Below are 22,407 nucleotides of genomic sequence, written 5' to 3' on the forward strand. Positions count from 1 at the left end.
ACACTGGTCGAGTGAGCACAGCAGCCCGAATTCTGGTCGTCGACGACGACGCGAAGATCCGCACCTCGCTGCAGCGGGGGCTCCGTCTGTCCGATTTCGCGGTCGAGACCGCGACGGACGGGGCCTCCGCCCTGCGGCGGGTGGCGGCGTCGACCCCGGACGCGATCGTGCTGGACGTGAACATGCCGGGGCTGGACGGCGTCGGCGTGGTCACCGCGCTGCGGGCGATCGGCAACGAGGTTCCGATCTGCGTGCTCAGTGCCCGCACCTCCGTCGACGACCGGATCGCCGGACTCGAGGCAGGCGCCGACGACTACCTGACCAAACCGTTCGAGCTCGGGGAGCTGGTGGCCCGGCTCCGGGCGCTGCTGCGCCGGGTCCCGCGACGCGACCCGCTCCCGAGCGGAACCGTCGTCGTCGGACCGCTCGAGGTGGACCTGCCCGGGCGCCGGGCCCGGGTCGACGGCCGCACGCTGACCCTGACCAAACGTGAGTTCGACCTGCTCGGCGTACTCACCGAGAACGCCGGGGTCGTGCTCAGCCGCGCCCAGCTGCTGCGGCTGGTGTGGGGCTACGACTTCGACGCCGACACCAACGTGGTCGACGTCTTCGTGACCTACCTGCGCAGGAAACTGGAGGCCGATTCGGTGCCCCGAGTGCTGCACACCGTCCGCGGGGTCGGCTTCGTGTTGAGGGCCGAACCGTGACCCGATCTCCGTCGCTGCAGGCCCGCGTCGCGATCGCGTCGGCGCTCAGCGCCGCGATCGTGATCGGCGCGATCGCGGCCGCGTTCGCGGTGTTCCTCCGGGTGAACGGCTCGCGACAACTCGACCTCACGCTCGACTCGGTCATCCTGGCCGCGCCCACCACGACGGCGATGCCCGCGGTCCCGATCGAACCTGCCCTCCAGCCGACCCCGACCAGCCCGACGATCGACGCCGCCCGGACCGAGTCGCTGGGCGGCGTCGTCGTGCGTGCCCGCGACATCCTCGTCGAGGGCAGCACGCCGTCGCTGCTGTCGCTGGCCGTCCCGGAGGATCCGCTGATCGACGCGATCCGCAGACAGCAGGTCTGGGTGGCGGCGGCGGCCGCCACCGCGATCGCCGCGGCGGCCGGGCTCGGCTGGCTGTTCGCCGGCCGCGCGGTCCGGCCACTGCAGCGACTGGCGGCCGCGACGCACACGGTCGGGGCGGCCGCGGGTTCGGACCGGCCGAGCGCGCGAGGAGCCCGCGAGACCGAGGAGCTCGCCGACGCGATCGGTCAGATGCTGGACAGGATCGCCGTCTCACAGAAGCGAACCGGGGAGGCACTCGCATCGGCCCGTGACTTCGCCGCGGCGTCCGCCCACGAACTGCGCACACCGCTGACCTCGATGCGCACCGACCTCGAAGTCCTCGCCACGGTCCCGCTGGCGGACGGCCAGCGCACGGAGATCCTGCACGACCTGCTGGCGACGCAACGTCAGGTGGAGGCCACCCTCGTCGACCTGGAACGGCTCGCGCTGGGCGAGCTCGCCGACCCGTCCGACCGCGAGATGGTCGACCTGGCCGAACTCGCGGACCGCGGTGTCCAGGAATCGCGGCGGGCCCATCCGGGAGTCGCCGTCGACCTCCACGCCCCCGACCAGGTCGTCGTTCGCGGTCTCCCCGCCGGACTTCGCCTGGTCCTCGACAACGCCGTCACCAACGCCGTCCGGCACGGCGACGCCCGGCGGGTGCAGATCACCGTCGACCGGGCCGACGGTGACGCCGTGCTGATCGTCGACGACGACGGATCGGGTGTCCCCGAGACCGAACGGCAGGCCGTGTTCGACCGATTCGTTCGTGGTTCCACGGCGTCCTCCGAGGGCTCCGGCCTCGGACTGGCACTGGTCGCCCAGCAGGCCGCTCTGCACGGCGGCGCCGTCGCACTGACCACCGGGCCGCTCGGCGGTGCCCGGCTCACCCTGCGGATGCCGCCGGCCGACCGGGAACGGGCCGACACGTCCGCCGGCCCGTGACTCAGATGCCGGCGCGGCGAACGACCGCGTTCGCCAGTGACGGGGACACCGCGCCGAGGTAGCGCAGCACCTCCGCGTAGCTCGGGAGCAGCTCCACCGGCCGGGTACGCACCGCCTCGACCAGCCAGCCCGCCGCCTGCTCCGGCGTCAGCGCCGGCATCGACTCGTACTCCGTGGTCGGCACGATCATCGGCGTCCGGATCAGCGGGAAGTGCACCGTCGTCACCGCGACACCGCGCCCGGCGACCTCCGCCCCGAGGTCGCGGCCGAACGCACCGATCGCGGCCTTCGACGCGTGGTACGCCGCGAACTTCGGCATCACCCCGCCCGGCACACCCCAGGTGGCGACGTTGACGACGTGCCCCTGCCCCCGCTCGAGCATGTCCGGCAACAGCGCCAGCGTCAGCCGCACCGGCCCGAAGTAGTTGAGCGCCATCGTGCGTTCGTAGTCGTGGAACCGGTCGACCGACTCGGAGACGGTCCGCCGGATCGACCGGCCCGCATTGTTGACCAGCACGTCCAGCGGGCCGCGCTGGTCACGCACCGTCCGGACGAGGGACTCGACCGCGTCCGCGTCCGTGAGATCACACGGAATGCTGTGCGCGACACCGCCGTCCCGCCGGATCCGGTCCCGCACCACCGCGAGATCGTCGGTGCTGCGGGCCACCAGGATCACCTCGGCGCCGAGCGCGGCGAACGCCCCCGCCGCCGCCTCGCCCACCCCCGACGAGGCACCGGTGATCAGGACGGTCTTCCCCTCGACGGGCAGGCCGGCGCGCCGCAGCCGGACGGACGCCGATCTCAGCGACGGCAGCGGATTGAGGGCGGCACGGGCCAGCAGCTCACTGATCATCTGTCGAGTGTGCACCCGGCTGCACGGTCGACGTCACTCGGCGGCGGCCTCCGCCGCGGTCTGCGGGTTGATCCCCAACGCCCACCGATTCGACGTCAACTGGAGGCTCGGCAGGTCGGCGAGCGAGATCACCAGTTCGTAGGTCCGCTCGTATCCGGTGTGCGCGATCCGCCATTCCCCGGCCTCGTTGCGCGCGTACTTGTCGTGGTAAAAGGCCGCGCCCCGCAACAGCATTCCGTCCTCCGGAATGATCACGGTGTCCGCGAGCACCCAGGTGCCGGTCGCGACGTCGCCGATGACGTCGATCTCCGGCTGGCCGCAGAGATGTTCGGTGACCACGTGCGGACCGAGCGTGATCTCCATGAACGAGCACAACGCGTCCCGGTCCTCGAACCGCAGGTGCTCCCCGTACGTCGCGGTCGCGTCGGGCAGGAGCGTCTCCCGGAACAGCGGCCAGTCCTTGGTGTCGAGGGCGCGCGTGTAGCGGTGTTTGAGCCTCGTGATCTCGGCGACAGCCTCCAGATCCATCACAGACGCCTTTCATGCCGGGGCCATGAACGACCTGTTGGGAAGCCTAGTCGTCTTCCGGCACGCCTGGGAGGTGAACAGCGCCGATGTCGGTCACTCGAGGTCGGACGCGAGCTCCATCCAACGCTCTTCCGCAGACTCCTTCTCCGCCACCACGGTGCGCAGTTCGGCGTCGAGTCGCTGCAGTTCCTGGGGATCGGTGGCCGCCGCCGCGAGCGCCTCGTGGAGCGCGTCCTCACGGTCGGACAGCTTGGCGACCTGCCGTTCGATCCGGCTGAGCTCCTTGCGCGCCGCGCGCTCCGCGGCCCCGTCCCGGACCGCCGCCGGTGCCTCGGCGGTGCCGGCCTTCGGTGCCCGGACCGGCGCCGGTCCGGGTGCGGCGGCCGCGGCCACCGCCTCGCGGCGACGCAGGTACTCCTCGATCCCGCCCGGAAGGTTCGTCAGCTTCCCGTCCCCGAACAGCGCCCAGGTGCTGTCGCAGATCCGTTCGACCAGGTAGCGGTCGTGGGAGATCACGACGAGCGTGCCCGCCCAGCCGTCGAGGATGTCCTCGAGCTGTTGCAGGGTGTCGATGTCGAGGTCGTTGGTCGGCTCGTCGAGCAGCAGCACGTTCGGCTCGCTCATCAGCACGCGGGTCAGCTGCAGCCTGCGCCGCTCGCCACCGGACAGGTCACCGACCGGGGTGCGCTGGCGGGCCGGGGTGAAGCCGAGCCGCTCGGCCAGCTGTCCGGCGGAGATCTCCTTGTCCCCCAGCACGATCCGCTCCGCGACGTCCTTGACCGCCTCGAGCACCCGCATGTCCGTCGGCAGGTCGTCGAGCTCCTGGCGCAGCCACCCGATCTTCACGGTCTGCCCCTGGATGCGACGGCCCGACGCGGGTTCGCGCTCGCCGGCCAGGGTGCGCAGCAGCGTCGTCTTGCCCGACCCGTTCACCCCGACCAGACCGATCCGCTCCCCCGGCCCGAGCCGCCAGGTCAGGTCGTGGACCAGCTCCCGGCCGTCCGGAGTCGCGAGGCTCGCGTCCTCGAGCTCGATCACGACCCGGCCGAGCCGGCGCTTCGCGAACGACGCCAGCGCGACCGAGTCCCGCGGCGGCGGCACGTTCGCGATCAACGCCTCCGCGGCCTCCACCCGGTACCGCGGCTTGGAGGTCCGTGCCTGCGGGCCGCGACGCAGCCACGCGAGTTCCTTGCGGGCCAGGTTCTGCCGGCGTTCCTCCGCTGCGTCCGCCTGCCGGGCCCGCTCGGCACGCGCGAAGATCCAGTCGTTGTACCCACCCTCGTAGCTCTCGACCTTGCCGCCCACGACCTCCCAGGTGCGGGTCGCGACGGTGTCGAGGAACCAGCGGTCGTGCGTGACCACCACCAGCGCACTGCGCCGCTCGAGCAGGTGTCCGGCCAGCCACTGCACGCCCTCGACGTCGAGGTGGTTGGTCGGCTCGTCGAGCACGAGGAGGTCGAGGTCCTGGACCAGGGCCGCGGCCAGCGCGACACGGCGTCGCTCGCCACCGGAGAGCCCGTCCACGCCACGGTCGAGGCCGACGGAGTCGATGCCGATCCCGGCGAGGATCGAGCGGATCCGGGCGTCACCGGCCCACTCGTGCTCGGCGAGGCCGAGCGGGGCCAGCACCACGTCGGCGACGGTCGCCCCGTCCGGGAGGGCGCCGCGCTGGGTGACGACGGCCATCCGCAGACCGCCGACCCGGCTGACCCGGCCCGAGTCGGGCTCCTCGAGTCCGGCGAGGACCTCGAGCATCGTGGTCTTGCCGCCGCCGTTGAGGCCGACCACCCCGATGCGCTCGCCGTCCTGCACGCCGAGGGACACCGAGTCGAGCAGCGGCTTGACCCCGAAAGACTTCGACACCTGCTCGAGGTTGATCAGATTGGCCATCAGCTTTCCATTCCCCGGTGATCGGTCCCGTGCGGCGGGCCGCCCCGTGTCTCGTCGACGACGCGCGCGCCCGGCACCGGACCGTGCGCGACCCGCACGGTACGGCACACTCCGGCGCCCGCCAGTTCGGCGCCGACCGCCACCGCGGAGTCGGCGTCGGAGCAGAGGAAGGCGCACGTCGGTCCCGAGCCGGAGACGATGCCGGCCAGCGCGCCGGCCGCGGTCCCCGCCCGGAGGGTGCGCCGCAGCCCCGGCTGCAGCGACAGCGCCGCGGGCTGCAGGTCGTTGCCGAGCAGCGGGGCGAGCGCGGCCGGGTCGCCGGCCGCGAGGGCCCGGATCAGCGCGTCCGCGCCGCCGAGACGCGGGGGGTTGCCCACGGCGCGGAGCCGGTCGAGTTCACGGAACACCGCCGGCGTGCTCAAGCCCTCCTTCGCAAGCGCGAGAACCCAATGAAAACTGTTGCGGGACAAGACCGGAAGCAGTTCCTCGCCGCGACCGGTGCCGAGTGCGGTCAGACCGTGCAGCGTGAACGGAACGTCGCTGCCGAGCTGCGCGCCGAGCTCGAACAGCTCCGCACGGCCCAGGCCGAGCCGCCACAACTCGTTGAGCCCGACCAGGGTCGCCGCGGCGTCGGCGCTGCCACCGGCCATGCCACCGGCGACCGGGATGCCCTTGACGATCGTGATCGCGACATCCGGAGCGCGGCCGGCTCGCTGCGCCACGAGTTCCGCCGCCCGCCAGGCCAGGTTCGTCCGGTCCGTCGGGACCGCGGCCGCGTCCTCGCCACGGACCTGCACGGACAGTTCGTCCGCGTCGGCGAGGACGACGTCGTCACTCAGGGACAGCGCCTGGAAAACCGAGGTCAGCTCGTGGTAGCCGTCCTCGCGCAGGTCACCGACCCCCAGGTGGAGGTTCACCTTCGACTGCGCCCGGACGGTCACCGGGTGTGGAACTACGGACAGCACAGGGCACCAGCCTAGTGGAGGTACGACGGGCCGCGACCCGCCGCACTGCCCGGCCCCCACCCGCGGTCGGCGACCATCGCCTCGATGCGGGCCTCGATCTCGGCGGCGTCAGGACGCCCCGTTCGACGAGGGCACGTTCCCGGCGCCGCGGCCGCGCGCGACCCGCGGGTCCGCCGCGTTCGCGGAGTTCGGCGAATTCATCTGCACTGCAATACTTCTCACGGTTCGTCTCAGATGACGATTCCGGCGAGCGCGACCCCGACGGCGGTGCCGACCGCGACCAGCAGCGCCAACGGGAGCGAGCCGGTCACCAGGACCGTCAACACCCACACCGGCACCACGGATGCGATCGCGATCGTCCACGCCGAGCGCAGCCGCAGACGTGCCTCGTCCTCCGGGGCGCGGTGGCGACCCGGCCCGAAGTGACGCGGGCGCGAGTGCCGTCCGGCGCCCGCCGGATCGACGTACAGATCGACGGCGTTCACAGTCCGACCGCCTGCTCTAGGGCTCCGAGTTCCTCGTCGAGATGGCCGAGGAACGGGTGCAGGTCCGGGACGCTGCGCCGGCACCCGGTGAGCCCGAATGCGATCTCGGTGTCCGTGCTGGTGCACGTGATGTTCAGCGCCTGGCCGTCCACCGGGATCGACAGCGGATAGAGCGCGGTCATTCGCGCACCGTTCCAGTACAGCGGCGCCCGCGGCCCGGGGACGTTGGAGATCATCACGTTCGCCGGCCGGATCGGGGTGTGCCGCCCGAGCATCATCCCGATCGCGAGCGGGGCCGCGCCGAGCGCGCTCATCGCCCGGATCTGGGTGGCACTGCGCGCGACCATCGTCTCCTTGCCCTCCCGCATCGAGGACCGCACCGCGTCGAGGCGGCCGCCGGCGTCGTCGAGGTGGGTGCCGAGATTGCAGGTGAGCAGCCCGATCTTGTTTCCGGCCCCGTCGGTTCCCGCGCCGCGCAGGGACACCGGCACCATCGCCAGCAACGGATCGACCGGCAGCGAGTCCAGCCCGGACAGGAACGACCGCAACGCCCCCGAGCACATCGCCAGCACCACGTCGTTGATCGTGGCGTCGGCGCACTTGGCGACCAGCCGGAGCCGTTCGAGCGCCCAGGACCGGGCGGCGAACCGGCGGGCGCCGCCGATCGGGACGTTCAGCGGCGACGACGGCGCCGCGAGCGCCAGCGCACCGCCCCGGCCGTGCACGGCCCGGTCGACCGTGTCGGCGAGCGCCGGCACCAGGCCCGCGACCTCGTCCACGACGCCCCGCGCGGCCCGGAGCGCGGCTCCCGCGAGATCCATCGCACCGGCTCCCGACGCGACGGCGGCGAGCGCCAGGCGGGGCGTGCCCGGCTCCCACGGGGCGGGCATGTCACGCGCCTCGGGATCCTCGCTCAGCGCCCGCCGCAGCATCCGCATCGCGGACACCCCGTCGGCCAGCGCGTGGTGGATCTTCATGTAGACCGCGAACCGGCCGTCGGCGAGGCCCTCGATCAGGTGCATCTCCCACAGCGGACGGCTGCGGTCGAGCAGCCCGGCGTGCAGCCGAGAGACCAGGTCCATCAGTTCGCCGGGGCCACCCGGGTGCGGCAACGCGACGTGCTGGATGTGATGGGCGAGGTCGATGTCGTCCTCGGTCTCCCACCCCCACTGCCCGAGGGTCGTCAGGGCGCGTCGCGGCCGGCGGCGCAGCTGCGGGGACACCCAGTTGCGCCGCAGTGCGTCGTCGAGCATCGCGCGCACGTCGCGGGCGTCACCGCCCTCCGGGGGTTCGAGAAGGACGAGTCCACCGACGTGCATCGGATGCTCGCGGGACTCCGCGAGGAGGAACATCGAGTCGGTGGGTGACATCGGTGTCAGCATGTTTCGCCAATCGAGGTCTCGTGCCCATCCGGTCTGGATGGACGTGATATACGCCACTCCGGGTTACAAACAAATGTGATAATGGTCACGATTTGGTTGTGCTGATGGTTTTGTACAGCATCGAGACGCCGATCACCACCTGGGCAAACGTCCAGACAGGGGTCGACGGAGCGGCAACACCACCGCCGGGGCACCCCGCGCGCCGCCACGACGGCGCTCACCTGCGCGGACGGATACCACCCCGCCGATCCGGTACCGGGGGTCACAGGCAGGGGTCGCGCGCAGATTCTTCGCGGCCTCGAATGGCTACTGACGAGTACGCGTAAAGCTACTCGAAAGTAGCCCCGCCGCCGCGTTACAAAGGATCAAATTGCACACGAATCACGTTGTGTCCAAACGACGTTGGCGGACTCTTTCACGACATGACATCGCCGCCGAAATAATGCATGCTGGCATACCGGTAGCGCCGATCAGGACCGGAGGAACGGGACGCAAATTCGTCGTCCCGAGACCGTCGCAACGCGACCGGACCTCCGCCCGCTCGGTACCCGGTGATCCGGCGGCCTCCGCCGGATTGCGGTCAGCCGAGCGGCCCGCGATCACACCCGAGTGGTTCGACGCGGCTGCCCGCCTGTCCGGGTGCGTTCAGCGGAGCACGCACCCGGATGAACAGAACACGTGAAGAATCGATGCACGAGGAACGGTGGCCAACCAGATGTTCAGACGAATCGCAGTCGTCAACCGGGGCGAGGCGGCAGTACGCCTGATTCGCGCCGTCCGTGAACTCAACGCCGAACGCGACCACGACATCACCGTCATCGCACTGCACACCGACGCCGAACGGCGCGCGATGTTCGTCCGCCAGGCCGACGAGGGCGTGACCCTGCGCCCGTCGGCGACCGCCGCGACCCCCTACCTCGACCACGCCGAGCTCGAACGCGCCCTGCTCGAGGCGCGCGCCGACGCCGTGTGGGTCGGCTGGGGCTTCGTCGCCGAGGACCCCGGCTTCGCCGAGGTCTGCGCCCGTCTGGGCATCACGTTCATCGGCCCCTCCGCCGAGGCCATGCGCCTGCTGGGCGACAAGGTCGAGGCGAAGCTGCTCGCCGAGAAGGTCGGCGTCCCCGTCGCGCCGTGGTCCGGCGGCCCGGTGTCCACCCGCGCCGACGCCCGCCGGCACGCGCAGGCCATCGGCTACCCGCTGATCATCAAGGCCCGTTCCGGCGGCGGCGGCCGCGGCATCCGCAAGGTCTGGTCCGAGGACGAGCTCGAGCTCGCCCTCGAACGCACCCAGGGTGAGGCGCAGCGCTCGTTCGGCGACCCGGTGGTGTTCATCGAGCGCCTGGTCACCGAGGCCCGCCACGTCGAGGTCCAGGTCATCGCCGACGCCCACGGCAACGTGTGGGCCCCGGGCGTGCGCGACTGCTCGATCCAGCGCAAGAACCAGAAGGTGATCGAGGAGTCCGCCTCGCCGCTGCTGACCGCCGAGCAGTCCGCGAACCTCCGCAAGGTCTCCGCCGACCTGGTCAAGGCGGCCGGCTACTGCGGCGCCGCGACCGTCGAATACCTCTACCAGCCGTCGCAGAAGGTGTTCACCTTCCTCGAGGTCAACACCCGGCTGCAGGTCGAGCACCCGATCACCGAGTTCACCACCGGCCTCGACCTCGTCAAGCTGCAGATCCACGTCGCGAGCGGCGAGCCGCTGGTCGGCGAGTGCCCCGCCGAGTTCGGCCACGCCGTCGAGGCCCGCCTCAACGCCGAGGACGCCGACAACGGGTTCGCCCCCGCACCCGGCACCGTGCAGCTGCTCAAGTTCCCGCTCGGTTCCGGCCTGCGGGTCGACACCGGCATCGCCCAGGGCGACGTCATCCCGCCCGACTACGACTCGATGGTCGCCAAGGTCATCGCCTGGGGCCGCAACCGCGACGAGGCCCTCGCCCGCCTGCGCACCGCGCTGCGCGAGACCACCGTCGTCCTCGACGGCGGCACCACCACGAAGTCGTTCCTCCTCGACCTGCTCGACCGCGAGGAGGTCGTCACCGCGTCCGCCGACACCGGCTGGCTGGACCGCAGTGGTGCCGGCACCGCGAACGGCCCCACCCCGGCCGCCGCCGTCGCGCTGCTCGCGACCGCGATCGGGGTCTACGAGACCGAGGAGGCCCACGAGCGGACCGCGTTCCTCGCATCGGCCCGCGGCGGCCGCCCGCGCACCAAGAACACCCTCGGCCGCGACATCGAGCTGAGCTACCAGGGCCAGGCCTACAAGCTCGAGGTCGGGCAGATCGGGCCGCACCGCTACCGGATCGACGGCGACAGCGGCGAGGTGGAGGTCGACGTCGACCGGCTCGGCGAGTTCGAACGCCGGATCGTCGTCGGCGGCAAGCGGCACCACGTGGTCTCGGTGAGCGGCCCCGCCCACCACCTCGTCGAGGTCGACGGCATCAGCCACCAGATCAGCCAGGACGAGGCCGGCGTCGTGCGCGCCCCCTCGCCCGCGGTCGTCGTGGCGCTGCCGGTGGCGGTCGGCGACGAGGTCGAGGCCGGCGACACCCTCGTCGTGCTCGAGGCGATGAAGATGGAGACCGCGATCCGGGCCCCCTACTCGGGCACCGTCCGCGAGGTCCTGGCCATCGTGAACGCCCAGGTCGACGCCGGTGCGGCACTGCTGCGCGTGGACCAGGTGGCGGAGGAGACGGTCACCGAGGCGGCCCCGCGGGTCGAGTTCGCGGCCCCCGTGGCGCACGACCGCGACGACCTCACCGAGGCCCTGGCCCGGCTCGATGCACTGACCGCGACGATCACCGGATTCGACGTCGACGACACGCGTGCCGCGGCCCTGCTCGCCGAGTACGAGACGCTGCGCGACCGCCTGCCCGAGTCCGACCCCACCCTGGTCCGGGCGGAGCTCGCCCTGCTGACCACGTTCGCGGACCTGTGCGAGCTGTCCCGGAACCGCCCCGTCGGCGGTGTCGACACCGACGAGCGGGTGCACAGCCCCCGCGAGCACTTCCACTCCTTCCTCCGCTCGCTCGACGTCGAGCTCGAGGGACTTCCGGAGTCGTTCCGCGCCAAGCTGGCCCGCGCGCTGCGGCACTACGACGTGGTCGAGCTCGAGCGCACCCCCGAACTCGAGGAGTCGGTGCACCGGCTGTACGTCGCACTGCAGCGCCTCGAGGCCCAGGTCGCCGCGGTCGCGGGACTGCTCTCGCACTGGCAGCACGACTGCCGCATCGGGGACGACCTCGCCACCGAGGTCGAGGAGGTGCTCGACCGGCTGATCGTCGCCACCCAGCTGCGCTACCCGCTGATCGGCGACCTGGCCCGGGGACTGCAGTTCCGGATCTTCGACGAGCCGATCGTCCGTCGGACCCGCGAGCAGATCTACGACGGGGTCCGAGGCAGCCTGCAGTACCTGACCGAGAACCCGGGCGCGACCGACCGGGCCGGCCGGATCGAAGCGATGGTCGACACGCCGGAGCCCCTGGTCGGGCTGCTCGGCGAGCCGTGGTCCGCACCCGCGGACCTGCTCGAGGTGGTCACCCGCCAGTACTACAAGATTCGCGGGCTCACGGACGTCAAGTCCGTCGATGGTCACGAACTTCCTTGCGTCACCGGCACTTTCGAGCTGTCCGGCGAGAACCTGCACCTGGTGTCGGTGGCCGCCGACCATGCGCGTCTGCCCGAGGCGCTGCGGGTGGTCGACACTGCCGCCGGGCCGGCGCCGGTCAACCTCGTCGCCGACCTGTACGTGACCTGGCCGGACGCCCCCGCCGACGACGACGCCCTGACGGAGTCGCTGCGCTCGGCCCTGATGGCGCACAGCGCATCCGCCCCGTGGCGGCGGGTCACCGTCACCGTCACCGTGCCCGGCGCGATGACCACCCAGCGACAGGTGACGTTCCGTCCGGCCGCCGACGGCGGGCTCGACGAGGACCGCATCATCCGCGGCATGCACCCGCTCACCGCGCAGCGCCTGGACATGTGGCGGCTGAAGAACTTCAACGGAACCCGCCTGCCCGCACCGGCCGACACGTACGTGTACCACCTCGCGGCCAAGGACAATCCGTCCGACGAGCGGCTGATCGCGATGGCCCAGGTTCGGGATCTGACACTGCAGTTCGACGACGCGGGCGAGATCGAGGCCGTGCCCGCGATCGAGCGCGCCGTCGCGTCCTGCCTCGCCGGCATTCGCAACGCCCAGGCCGAGCGCGGCCGCAAGCGTCTCGACAACAACCGTGTCGTGCTGTACGTGTGGCCGCGTCTCGACGTGGCCGCGGACCGGCTCACGTCGATCGCCAGCCACGTCGCGCCGCTGACCGTCGGTGCGGGCATCGAGCAGATCACGCTGATCTGCCGCCTGCAGGAGTCCCCGACCGCCACACCGCGTCAGGTCGCGATGCGGTTCTCGTACCGGTCCGGGGCCGGCCTGCAGGTCGCGATCACCGAGCCGCCGACCGAGCCGCTCAAGCCCCTCGACGAGTACACCCAGAAGGTGCAGCGGTCCAAGGCCCGCGGCACGGTCTACCCGTACGAGCTGATCCCGACGCTGAGCGCCGGTGGCAGCTTCGTCGAGTACGACCTCGACGACACCGGCACGCTGGTGCCCGTCGATCGCCCGTACGGCCGCAACAAGGCCGGCGTCATCGTCGGTCTGGTGACCACCCCCACCACGCGCTACCCGGAGGGCATGACCCGCGTCGCGCTGTTCGGTGACCCGACGAAGGCGCTCGGCACGGTCGCCGAGGCCGAGTGCTCGCGCGTCGTCGCGGCCATCGACCTCGCCGAGTCGATCGGCGCCCCGGTGGAGTGGTTCGCGCTGTCCTCGGGCGCCACCATCTCGATGGAGTCCGGCACCGAGAACATGGACTGGGTCTCGCGCGGCCTGCGCCGGATCATCACGTTCACGCAGAACGGCGGCGAGATCAACGTCATCGTCGCGGGCATCAACGTCGGCGCCCAGCCCTACTGGAACGCCGAGGCCACGATGCTGATGCACACGAAGGGCATCCTCGTGATGACCCCGGAGTCGGCGATGGTGCTGACCGGCAAGCAGTCCCTGGACTACTCCGGTGGCGTCTCCGCCGAGGACAACTTCGGCATCGGCGGCTACGACCGCGTGATGGGCCCGAACGGCCAGGCACAGTACTGGGCACCGGACCTGTCCGCCGCGATTGGTGTGCTGTTCTCGCACTACGAGCACGCGTATCTCGGTGCCGGCGAACGCTTCCCGCGCAAGGCGGAGTCCACCGACCCGATCGAGCGCGACGTGCGGTCCTTCCCGCACGTGCACCCGTCGAGCGAGTTCACCACCGTCGGCGAGATCTTCTCCGCGGAGACGAACCCGGACCGCAAGAAGCCGTTCGACATCCGCACCGTGATGCGGGCCGTCGTCGACCAGGATCACGGTGTCCTCGAGCGTTGGGCCGACATGGCCGACGCCGACACCTCGGTCGTGTTCGACGCGCACCTCGGCGGCAACGCGGTGACCGTGATCGGCATCGAGTCGCGGGCGATCGCCCGCAAGGGCTGGTTCCCGACCGACGGCCCGGACCAGTGGACGTCCGGCACGCTGTTCCCGCGGTCGTCGAAGAAGACGGCCCGCGCGATCAACGCTGCGTCCGGCAACCGCCCGGTCGTGGTGCTGGCGAACCTGTCCGGCTTCGACGGCTCCCCGGAGTCGCTGCGGAACCTGCAGCTCGAGTACGGCGCCGAGATCGGCCGCGCGATCGTCAACTTCGACGGCCCGATCGTGTTCGTGGTGATCTCGCGGTACCACGGTGGCGCGTTCGTCGTGTTCTCCGGTGCGTTGAACGAGAACATGGAGGTGCTCGCGGTCGAGGGTTCGTTCGCCTCGGTGCTCGGTGGGGCTCCCGCCGCTGCCGTCGTGTTCACCCGCGAGGTCAACTCCCGCACCGCCGCCGACCCGGCCGTGCGGGACCTCGAGGCCCGGCTCGCCGCGGCCGGAGACGACGCCCAGCGCGCCCAGTTGCGGGTGGATCTGGCCGCCGAGCGGGCGACGGTCCGCAATGCCAAGCTCGGCGAGGTCGCCGCGGAGTTCGAGTCGATCCACAACATCGAGCGGGCCCGCGAGGTGGGCTCGGTGCACGCGATCGTCCCGGCCGCCGAGCTGCGTCCGCGCCTCGTCGCCGCCGTGGAGCGGGGTATGGGCAGGACGCTGAACTCCCGCGAGGGGTAACGGCTTTCGCCAACAGCGGCGCCACCGGAGTTCGCTCCGGTGGCGCCGCTGTTGCATGTCGCGCACCTAGCGTCGTCTCGGCCACGCCCGCAGCGCGACGAGCAGACACCCTGCGGCGCACCGCAACACGGCCCGTACCCGCGGATCGTCGAGGACGTCGGCGCGGCTCATCGGACCGACACCGACTCGGCGGGGGCCTCCGGCGCGCCGGTTCGCAGGGTGACGAGAGCGAGCACGGCCCCGGCGAGGGCGAGCGCCGCGGCCGTGACGAACGCGGCCGAGAACCCGTCGGTCAGGGCCACCCGATCGCCCAGCTCCCCCGCCCCGGCGGCCGCAGCGATCGCGGTGGCCACCGCGAGACCCAGCGCCGAGCCCACCTGGTAGCTGGTGTTGACGATGCCCGACGCGAGGCCGCCCTCCTCGGGGCGGGCACTGGAGAGTGCGGTACCGAGCGACGGGATGAACGCCAGCGCCATGCCCAGCGCCGACACCAGCGAGGCCGGCAGGACGTCGATCCAGAAGGTGCCGTCGGGACGCACCAGCGCCAGCCAGCCCAGGCCGACCGCGAGCAGCAGCAGCCCGGCGACCACCAGCGGCTTGGGACCGAACCGGCCGATCAGCCGCGGTGCGAGCACGATCATCCCGACCATGATCAGCACGGTCATCGGAATCAGAGCGGCTCCGCTGGGGAACGCCGACAACCCCAGCACCTGCTGCAGGTACAGGTTGAGGAAGAACCACATCGGGATCCACGCCGCACCGAGCAGGAACTGCGCGAGATTCGCGGCGCCCAGGTTCGGGGTACGGAAGATCGCCAGCCGAACGAGCGGATCGCGGCGCCGCGCCTGGATCGCGAGGAACGCCAGAAGCAGCGCCGCCGAGGCGAGCAGGGTCCCCCACGTCGTCGCGGACCCCCAGCCGACCTCCGGGGCGCGGACGATCCCGTACACCGCCGCGCCGATGCCGAGCGTGACCGTGACCGCGCCGAGCACGTCGACCCCACCTGTTGCGGCGCCGCGTCCGCCCGGCAGCAGCGCCGGCGTCGCGAGCAGCGCGACAACCGCGACCGGGATGTTGACGAAGAACACCCACGGCCACGACGCGTACTCGGTGAGCAGTCCGCCGAGGAAGACTCCAGCGGTTCCGCCGGCCGGAGCCGCGGCGCCGTACACCGCGAGCGCCCGGGTCAGGTCACGCGGAGTCGATCCGAACAGCATCATCAGCAGCGTCAGCGCGGCCGGCGCGATCAGGGCCGCGCCGACCCCCTGAACGGCGCGGCCCACGAGCTCGACGGGTACGTTCGCGGCGGCCCCGGCGAGCGCGGATCCGATCAGCAGGATCAGCCAGCCGAGGCCGAACATCCGGCGCGCGCCGAACAGGTCGGACAGCCGACCGCCGAGCAGGAGCAGTCCGCCGAACACGACGACGTAGGCGTTGAAGACCCAGGTCAGATTCTCCTGGGTGAAGCCCAGGTCCTCGCGTATCTGCGGCAGCGCCACGCCGATGATCGACGTGTCCATGATGACCATGAACTGTGCGAGTGCAATCAACCCGAGCGCCAACCACTTTCGCGATTGCGCCCGGCTGTCCGTCTGATTCATCCCGATCCCTCCTGACATTCGTCGGCGACGATCGCGGCTCGATCGCCGTGGTCCGGATTTATACCCCCCATGGGTATTCGTCGCAACCCGCGCCCGAGGACTTGCGCACCATGCCCATGGGGGGTATGTTTCGAGTCGTCCAGCCGATACCCCCTATGGGTATCTACGAACGCCAGAGGAGAACGTCATGGAGATCGCGAACTACACCGTCACCGGCATGACCTGCGGGCACTGCGCGAGCTCGGTCCGCGAGGAGGTCGGCAAGATCGCCGGCGTCACCGCCATCGACGTCGACGTCCCCACCGGCCGGCTCACGATCACCAGCAGCAGCCCGGTCGCCGACGCCGCCGTGGTCGACGCGGTCGACGAGGCCGGCTACACGGCCGCACCCGCCGGAGCACAGCCGTGAACACCCCCACCAAACTCGCCGGATTCGCCGGGGGCCTCGCCGTGATCTTCGCGGCGGCCCTCGGCCTCGGCGCCGCGACAGGAGACCCGATCGACACGGCCGCCGCCCACACCGCCCACGAGTCGAGCGGGCAGGGCGGCACCGACCACTCCGAGGCGGCCGCGCCGGCCGGCCTCCAGGTCTCCGATCGGGGCTACACGCTCTCGGACGTCACCGCGCCGGCCACGGCGAATCAGCCCGGGACCCTGCACTTCCGGATCCTGGACCCCGCCGGCGCCCCGGTCACCGCGTTCGACGAGCTGCACGAGAAGCAGCTGCACCTGATCGCGGTCCGCACCGACACGAGCGGCTTCCGGCACGTGCACCCCGCGCTGGGACCGGACGGCACCTGGTCGATCGACTGGACGTGGGCCCGCGGCGGCACGTACCGCGTCTTCGCCGACTTCCAGCCCACCGGGGGTGCCGGGCAGCTGACCCTCGGCCGCAACGTCGACGTCGCCGGCGACCTCGCCCCGACACCGCTGCCCGCCCCGTCCCAGGTCGCCGAGGTCGACGGCTACCGGGTCGAGCTGAGCGGAGCGCTGACGACCGGCGGCGGACCCCTGACCCTGACGGTCACCAGGAACGGCAGGCCCGTCACCGACCTCCAGCCCTACCTCGGCGCCTACGGCCACCTGGTCGCGTTGCGGACCGGCGACCTCGCCTACCTGCACGTCCACCCGCAGGGCGAACCGGGTGACGGGGTCACCGCACCCGGCCCCGACGTCACCTTCCACGCGCAGGCACCCAGCACCGGCACGTACCGCCTGTACCTCGACTTCCAGCACGAGAACGTCGTCCGCACCGCGGAATTCACGGTCCCGGTCGGCGACACCGCCGCCACACCGGAGCCCGCCGCCGGCCACGGGCACTGACAGACACACCGGAGAGGAGTCACGATGAACCCCGTCACGCACGCACCGACCGACGGACAGGTCGAATTGCTGATCGGCGGCATGACCTGCGCGTCCTGCGCGGCCCGCATCGAGCGCAAGCTCAACAAGCTCGACGGGGTCACCGCCACCGTCAACTACGCCACCGAGAAGGCCCGCGTCGACTACACCGGGGACGTCACCCCCGACGACCTGGTGTCCGCGGTCGAGGCGGCCGGGTACAGCGCCGCGCTCCCGACCCCGCCGTCGACGGCGGACAGCGCCGATGTCGCTGTCGCCGAGGACGATCCGACGTCCGCACTGCGTCGCCGCCTGCTGATCTCGCTCGCGCTCAGCGTGCCGGTGATCGCGATGGCGATGATCCCGGCGCTCCAGTTCACCAACTGGCAGTGGCTGTCGCTGACCCTCGCCGCCCCTGTCGTCGTGTGGGGCGCCTGGCCGTTCCACCAGGCCGCCTGGACCAATCTGCGGCACGGCACCGCGACGATGGACACCCTCGTGTCGATGGGCACGCTCGCCGCCCTCGGCTGGTCCGTGTACGCACTGTTCTGGGGCACCGCGGGGGTGGCCGGTATGACGCACCCGTTCGAACTGACCATCGCCCGAACCGACGGCACCGGCAACATCTACCTCGAGGCCGCCGCGGGCGTGACCACGTTCATCCTCGCCGGCCGCTACTTCGAGGCCCGGTCGAAGCGTCGCGCCGGCGCCGCCCTGCGCGCCCTGCTCGAACTCGGCGCCAAGGAGGTGTCGGTGCTGCGTGACGGGGTCGAGCAGCGCATCCCCGTCGACCGGCTCGCGGTCGGGGACGAGTTCGTCGTGCGACCCGGCGAGAAGATCGCCACCGACGGCGACGTGACCGAGGGTTCGTCCGCGGTCGACGCCTCGATGCTGACCGGAGAGTCCGTTCCTGTCGAGGTCGGCCCCGGCGACCGGGTGGTCGGCGCGACCGTCAATGTCGGCGGCCGAATCCTGGTGCGCGCCACCCGGGTCGGCTCGGACACCCAGCTCGCGCAGATGGCGAGGCTGGTCGAGGACGCACAGACCGGGAAGGCGCGGGCGCAGCGCCTCGCCGACACGATCTCCGGTGTCTTCGTCCCGATCGTGATCGCACTGTCGGTCGCGACCCTGGGCTACTGGATCGGCACCGGCGGCTCCGTCGCCGCCGCCTTCACGGCCGCCGTCGCGGTGCTGATCATCGCCTGCCCGTGCGCCCTGGGTCTGGCCACCCCGACCGCTCTGATGGTCGGAACCGGTCGCGGAGCGCAGCTCGGCATCCTGATCAAGGGTCCCGAAGTGCTCGAGTCGACCCGGCGCGTGGACACCGTGGTACTGGACAAGACCGGCACCGTCACCACCGGCAGGATGACCCTGCAGGACGTCATCGCGGGCGAGGGCGAGGACACCGCGGAGGTGCTGCGGCTCGCCGGGGCGCTCGAGGACTCCTCCGAGCACCCGATCGCGCAGGCCATCGCGAAGGGCGCCCGCGACCGGGTCCCCGCCGCGGAGCTGCCGCGGGTCGAGGAGTTCGCCAACATCGAGGGCCTCGGGGTGCAGGGCGTCGTCGACGGCCACGCGGTGATCGTGGGCCGGGTGCGGCTGCTGGAGGATTGGGCTCAGCCGCTGTCCGCGGACCTCGAATCCGCGCTGCGCACAGCCGAATCCGAGGGCAAGACCGCCGTCGTGGTCGGCTGGGACGGCAGGGCGCGCGGCGTGCTCGTGGTCGCGGACGCCGTCAAGGCCACCTCGGCGGAGGCCATCTCCCAGCTACGGGGCCTGGGCCTGACCCCGATCATGCTGACCGGCGACAACGCGGCCGCGGCCCGGGCCGTCGCCGACGAGGTCGGGATCGACGAGGTGATCGCCGAGGTGCTCCCGCAGGACAAGGTGGAGACCGTCCGGCGGCTGCAGGCCGAGGGCAGGGTGGTCGCGATGGTCGGCGACGGCGTCAACGATGCGGCGGCGCTGGCCCAGGCCGACCTCGGGCTGGCGATGGGTACCGGCACCGACGTCGCGATCGAGGCCAGCGACCTGACCCTGGTGCGCGGCGACCTGCGGGCCGCGGCGGACGCGATCCGCCTGTCCCGCAAGACGTTGCGGACCATCAAGGGCAACCTGTTCTGGGCCTTCGCCTACAACGTCGGCGCCCTGCCTCTGGCCGCGGCCGGACTGCTCAACCCGATGCTCGCCGGCGCCGCGATGGCGTTCTCCAGCGTCTTCGTGGTCAGCAACAGCCTGCGGCTGCGCCGGTTCCGGTGACGGCAACCACTCCGCCCGTGTGCCCTGGCCGGACTGCCCGTCCTCTCGAAGGCACACGCGGACGCACCACATCTGATGCCGTACCGAGCCGATGATCGTACGCGGCGGGGCATCCGGAGACTCCCGGATGGCCCGCCGCGAGCGCGCGCTTCCCCACACCGGACCGGATCCCCGGGGGCTCGGAACTCCCGAACACGTCCCGCCGGGGTCCGGCGCGCCCGGGGCGACCGCTACCCGATTCCGGGTTGCATCCCCAACCCGCAGGGATTCCCGTGATCGACCAGGCTCCCGCAGACGACCACGCTTCCAACCATGACGAAGACACCGGGAATCGCGCCCGCCGCTTCGAGGATGAAGCTCACGGGATCTGCATTCGCGTCCTCGTACGATCCGGAGGTGTTCGCCGACTCGCCGGAGAACGATCCGGCGGCAGACGCGTTGCCGGCGCCCGCGGCGAGACCACCGGCAAGCACGGCCGCCGCGACAACAGCGGACGCAACGCGACGTCCTGTGAAACGAAACATGTGAAACCCCCTCGACAGTGGCATCCGACGGTGCGCACGGCACCCGTGTCGGCGGCGTCGACGCGACGCAGCAGGCCACTGTACGGCAGCGGACCGAGACCGGGGTCGATATGTATTTCGTTGCAGTACTTGATAATTCGTTAGACGCTACCCGGACACGGACGGCGGCTGCACACTCGCCAGCCGCACGAATGCTGCGGCGTCGAGCACCTCGCCGCGGGCGGTCGGGTCGATGCCGGCGGCGACGAGCCTGCGCTCGGCCTCGGACGGGGATCCCGCCCACCCCGCGAGCGCGGCGCGAAGGGTCTTGCGGCGCTGGGCGAACGCCGCATCGACGACCGCGAACACCCGCCTGCGGTGTTCCGCGTCGATCGGCCACGGCGGCACCTCGAAGCGGTCGATGCGGACCAGGCCGGACTCGATCTTCGGTTCCGGCCAGAAGACCTGCCGGCCCACCGCACCGGCACGGCGCACCTCGCCGAAGAAGTTCGCCTTCACGCTCGGCACCCCGTAGATCTTGCTGCCGGGCCGCGCGGCGAGCCGGTCCGCCACTTCCGCCTGCACCATCACCAACGCGGTGCGGAGTGACGGGAACTCGGCGAACAGGTGCAGCAGCACCGGCACCGCGACGTTGTACGGCAGATTCGCCACGAGCGCGGTCGGCTCGGCGGGGACCTGTGACGGCAACACCTTCATCGCGTCCTCGAGGACCACGTCCAGCCGTCCGGACAGTTCCGGTGCCCGCTCGGCGACGGTCGTGGGCAGGCGGGCCGCCAACTTCGGGTCGATCTCGACGGCGACGACCTTCTCCACCACGTCGAGCAGCGCCAGGGTCAGCGATCCGAGACCCGGACCGACCTCGAGCACGACGTCGTCGCGCGTGACGCCGGACACCGCGACGATCTTGCGGACCGTGTTGCCGTCGTGCACGAAGTTCTGGCCGAGCTGCTTCGTGGGTCTGATGTCGAACTCCGCCGCGAGCGAGCGCACCTCGGCGGGACCGAGCAGGGCGGCCTGGCCGCGAGGGTGTGAATCCGACACCCGTCGAACTTAGCGGCCCGGCGGGTACGGCGGGAAATTCGACCGGACGGGCCTCACCGCATGCCGAGGCGGGACGTGCAGGAGGGCCACGCGCCCCAGCCCTGCGTCGCCTGGGTCTTCGACGCGATCGCGATCTGCTCCTCGCGGGTCGCGAGGTCGGCGCGCGGCGCGTACTTGAGCCCGCCCTGGCGCTCCCAGGTGTTCTGGTCGAACTGCACACCGCCGTAGAAGCCGTTACCGGTGTTGATGTGCCAGTTGCCGGTGGCCTCGCACTGCGCGAGCGCATCCCAGATCGAGCCGTTCGTGACCGGCGGCACCTCGGTGCCCGGCTTCGCGCCGACCCGGACGACCTTCGGCTGCGCCGGTGTCGTCACGGTCGCCGACACCTGCTGCTTGCCCGCCTCGACACCGTTGACGGTCGTCACCGCGAACGTGACGTCCTGCACACCCGGGGTGCCGGCGTGCTCCTCGACGGTGCGGCTCATGTTCATCGTCGGGTCCTCGATGCGCTGCTCCGGCGGGGCCAACGGCAGCGTCTCGGTTCGGTTCGCGGTGCGCACACGGGTGACCTTGATCGCGAGTCCCTCGGCGACGGGCGTGTCGACGGCCGGCTCGACGGTGTCCTGCTGCTCGAGCGGGGCGCCCTGGGCGGTGAGCAGATCGCCGACCGTGGCCGCGGCCAACCGCACGTTCGTCACGGGCGCGGCACCGTCGGCCAGGCGCACCACCTTCGGGCTGATGACTTCGAGGTCGGAGCCGTCGAGCGGCAGTCGCTGGGACCGCGACGCCGACACGTGCACGTCGCCGGCGAGGCGTTCCTGGGTCAGCGCCTCGTCGACGGTCAGGGCCGTGGTCCACAGTGTCCGCGGCTGCCCGTCGACGGTCAGCGTCAGCTCACGCGCCCGCCGCAACACCACCGTGTCGCCGTCGGACACCGACGACCCCGACACCGGTGCCACCGCGTCCTTGTCGCCGATCGCGTACCCCGCGTCGGCAAGGACGTCGTCGACGTTGCCGGACATCGTGCTCAGCGCGACGATCTCCCCGTCGACGTCGACGAGAACGGTCTTGTGCCGGGTCACGGCCAGAACGCCGCCGGCGATCAGTGTCAGCAGGAGCGCGCCGATGACGAGACGTAGAAACGGCGATCGAGCCGAGTTGATCCGAGCGAGAGGTGACACGAGAAGAATCCTGTGCTGTCGGTTACCGGGACGTGATCCAGACCTTGAGCGATCACAGTACGGTAACGAACAGGCGGAGCTCCGGCAACTGAGCCGGTCGTGACCTGCGCAAAGAGCGTGTCGGTCATTACTGTTGAGATTCAGTCACGACCATGCAGGCGACGA

General features: G+C 71.4%; 15 protein-coding genes. 6 read left to right on the forward strand and 9 right to left on the reverse strand.

All coding sequences use genetic code 11. From position 1 onward, the window contains the following. The first annotated feature begins 11 nt into the window (after window positions 1-11). Window positions 12-707: a response regulator transcription factor gene (locus tag ABD951_RS00945; RefSeq protein ID WP_345341126.1), complete on the forward strand. Its 696-nt coding sequence runs from the start codon at window positions 12-14 to the stop codon at window positions 705-707. After that, window positions 704-1,999, forward strand: a complete 1,296-nt coding sequence (locus ABD951_RS00950; RefSeq protein ID WP_345341128.1) for a HAMP domain-containing sensor histidine kinase — start codon at window positions 704-706, stop codon at window positions 1,997-1,999. Before ABD951_RS00945 ends, ABD951_RS00950 begins: the two co-directional genes overlap by 4 nt. A gap of 1 nt (window position 2,000) precedes the next feature. Here ABD951_RS00950 and ABD951_RS00955 read toward each other — a convergent pair whose 3' ends face one another. The 6 genes from ABD951_RS00955 to ABD951_RS00980 all read right to left on the reverse strand — a co-directional run bounded on the left by ABD951_RS00955 (window position 2,001) and on the right by ABD951_RS00980 (window position 8,102). Next, entirely contained in the window at window positions 2,001-2,852 is an 852-nt protein-coding gene (locus tag ABD951_RS00955; RefSeq protein ID WP_345341130.1) for an SDR family oxidoreductase, read from the reverse strand. 33 nt (window positions 2,853-2,885) lie between these two features. Then, window positions 2,886-3,380 carry a nuclear transport factor 2 family protein gene (locus ABD951_RS00960; protein WP_345341132.1) on the reverse strand — a complete coding sequence of 165 codons (495 nt, stop codon included), beginning with the start codon at window positions 3,378-3,380 and terminating at the stop codon, window positions 2,886-2,888. A 93-nt stretch (window positions 3,381-3,473) separates the two neighbouring features. After that, the gene (locus tag ABD951_RS00965) at window positions 3,474-5,270 is read right to left on the reverse strand and encodes an ABC-F family ATP-binding cassette domain-containing protein (RefSeq protein WP_345341134.1); all 1,797 of its coding nucleotides are present in this window, start codon (window positions 5,268-5,270) and stop codon (window positions 3,474-3,476) included. Then, window positions 5,270-6,235, reverse strand: coding sequence for a 4-(cytidine 5'-diphospho)-2-C-methyl-D-erythritol kinase (locus ABD951_RS00970; protein WP_345341136.1), 966 nt, complete (start codon window positions 6,233-6,235; stop codon window positions 5,270-5,272). Before ABD951_RS00970 ends, ABD951_RS00965 begins: the two co-directional genes overlap by 1 nt. 230 nt (window positions 6,236-6,465) lie before the next feature. Further along, the gene (locus ABD951_RS00975; protein WP_345341138.1) at window positions 6,466-6,720 is read right to left on the reverse strand and encodes a hypothetical protein; all 255 of its coding nucleotides are present in this window, start codon (window positions 6,718-6,720) and stop codon (window positions 6,466-6,468) included. Then, window positions 6,717-8,102: a WS/DGAT/MGAT family O-acyltransferase gene (locus ABD951_RS00980; protein WP_345341140.1), complete on the reverse strand. Its 1,386-nt coding sequence runs from the start codon at window positions 8,100-8,102 to the stop codon at window positions 6,717-6,719. Before ABD951_RS00980 ends, ABD951_RS00975 begins: the two co-directional genes overlap by 4 nt. Window positions 8,103-8,817: 715 nt before the next feature. Between ABD951_RS00980 and ABD951_RS00985 the strand changes: the two genes are divergently transcribed. Continuing rightward, window positions 8,818-14,295: an ATP-binding protein gene (locus ABD951_RS00985; RefSeq protein ID WP_345341142.1), complete on the forward strand. Its 5,478-nt coding sequence runs from the start codon at window positions 8,818-8,820 to the stop codon at window positions 14,293-14,295. Window positions 14,296-14,462: 167 nt separating this feature from the next. Here ABD951_RS00985 and ABD951_RS00990 read toward each other — a convergent pair whose 3' ends face one another. Then, on the reverse strand, window positions 14,463-15,896 hold the full coding sequence (locus ABD951_RS00990; RefSeq protein WP_345341144.1) for an MFS transporter: 1,434 nt from the start codon (window positions 15,894-15,896) through the stop codon (window positions 14,463-14,465). Window positions 15,897-16,083: 187 nt separating this feature from the next. Here ABD951_RS00990 and ABD951_RS00995 point away from each other — a divergent pair, with 187 nt between their 5' ends. Genes ABD951_RS00995 through ABD951_RS01005 form a run of 3 tightly spaced genes read left to right on the forward strand, consistent with a single transcriptional unit; the run spans window position 16,084 to window position 19,496 of the window. Next, a complete protein-coding gene (locus tag ABD951_RS00995) occupies window positions 16,084-16,305 on the forward strand; it encodes a heavy-metal-associated domain-containing protein (RefSeq protein ID WP_345341146.1) in 222 nt (73 codons plus the stop codon). Then, entirely contained in the window at window positions 16,302-17,219 is a 918-nt protein-coding gene (locus ABD951_RS01000; protein ID WP_345341148.1) for a hypothetical protein, read from the forward strand. The genes ABD951_RS00995 and ABD951_RS01000 overlap by 4 nt, the downstream gene beginning before the upstream one ends. A 24-nt stretch (window positions 17,220-17,243) precedes the next feature. Further along, the gene (locus ABD951_RS01005) at window positions 17,244-19,496 is read left to right on the forward strand and encodes a heavy metal translocating P-type ATPase (protein WP_345341150.1); all 2,253 of its coding nucleotides are present in this window, start codon (window positions 17,244-17,246) and stop codon (window positions 19,494-19,496) included. Between the two features lie 671 nt (window positions 19,497-20,167). On the opposite strand, the gene rsmA is transcribed toward ABD951_RS01005, so the two are convergent. Both rsmA and ABD951_RS01015 read right to left on the reverse strand, forming a co-directional pair. After that, a complete protein-coding gene (gene rsmA / locus ABD951_RS01010; protein ID WP_345341152.1) occupies window positions 20,168-21,061 on the reverse strand; it encodes a 16S rRNA (adenine(1518)-N(6)/adenine(1519)-N(6))-dimethyltransferase RsmA in 894 nt (297 codons plus the stop codon). A gap of 53 nt (window positions 21,062-21,114) precedes the next feature. Further along, window positions 21,115-22,242 (reverse strand): resuscitation-promoting factor, encoded by a 1,128-nt coding sequence (locus ABD951_RS01015; protein ID WP_345341154.1) that lies wholly within the window; start codon window positions 22,240-22,242, stop codon window positions 21,115-21,117. Window positions 22,243-22,407: the final 165 nt, after the last annotated feature.

Source organism: Rhodococcus olei (assembly GCF_039540555.1).
GTDB classification, from domain to species: domain Bacteria; phylum Actinomycetota; class Actinomycetes; order Mycobacteriales; family Mycobacteriaceae; genus Rhodococcus_G; species Rhodococcus_G olei.

Coding starts and splice junctions, on each gene's coding strand:
- ABD951_RS00955 (WP_345341130.1), bottom strand. CDS start 2,852: ATGATCAGTGAGCTGCTGGCCCGTGCCGCCCTCAATCCGCTGCCGTCG.
- ABD951_RS00960 (WP_345341132.1), bottom strand. CDS start 3,380: ATGGATCTGGAGGCTGTCGCCGAGATCACGAGGCTCAAACACCGCTAC.
- ABD951_RS00965 (WP_345341134.1), bottom strand. CDS start 5,270: ATGGCCAATCTGATCAACCTCGAGCAGGTGTCGAAGTCTTTCGGGGTC.
- ABD951_RS00980 (WP_345341140.1), bottom strand. CDS start 8,102: ATGCTGACACCGATGTCACCCACCGACTCGATGTTCCTCCTCGCGGAG.
- ABD951_RS00985 (WP_345341142.1), top strand. CDS start 8,818: ATGTTCAGACGAATCGCAGTCGTCAACCGGGGCGAGGCGGCAGTACGC.
- ABD951_RS00990 (WP_345341144.1), bottom strand. CDS start 15,896: ATGAATCAGACGGACAGCCGGGCGCAATCGCGAAAGTGGTTGGCGCTC.
- ABD951_RS00995 (WP_345341146.1), top strand. CDS start 16,084: ATGGAGATCGCGAACTACACCGTCACCGGCATGACCTGCGGGCACTGC.
- ABD951_RS01005 (WP_345341150.1), top strand. CDS start 17,244: ATGAACCCCGTCACGCACGCACCGACCGACGGACAGGTCGAATTGCTG.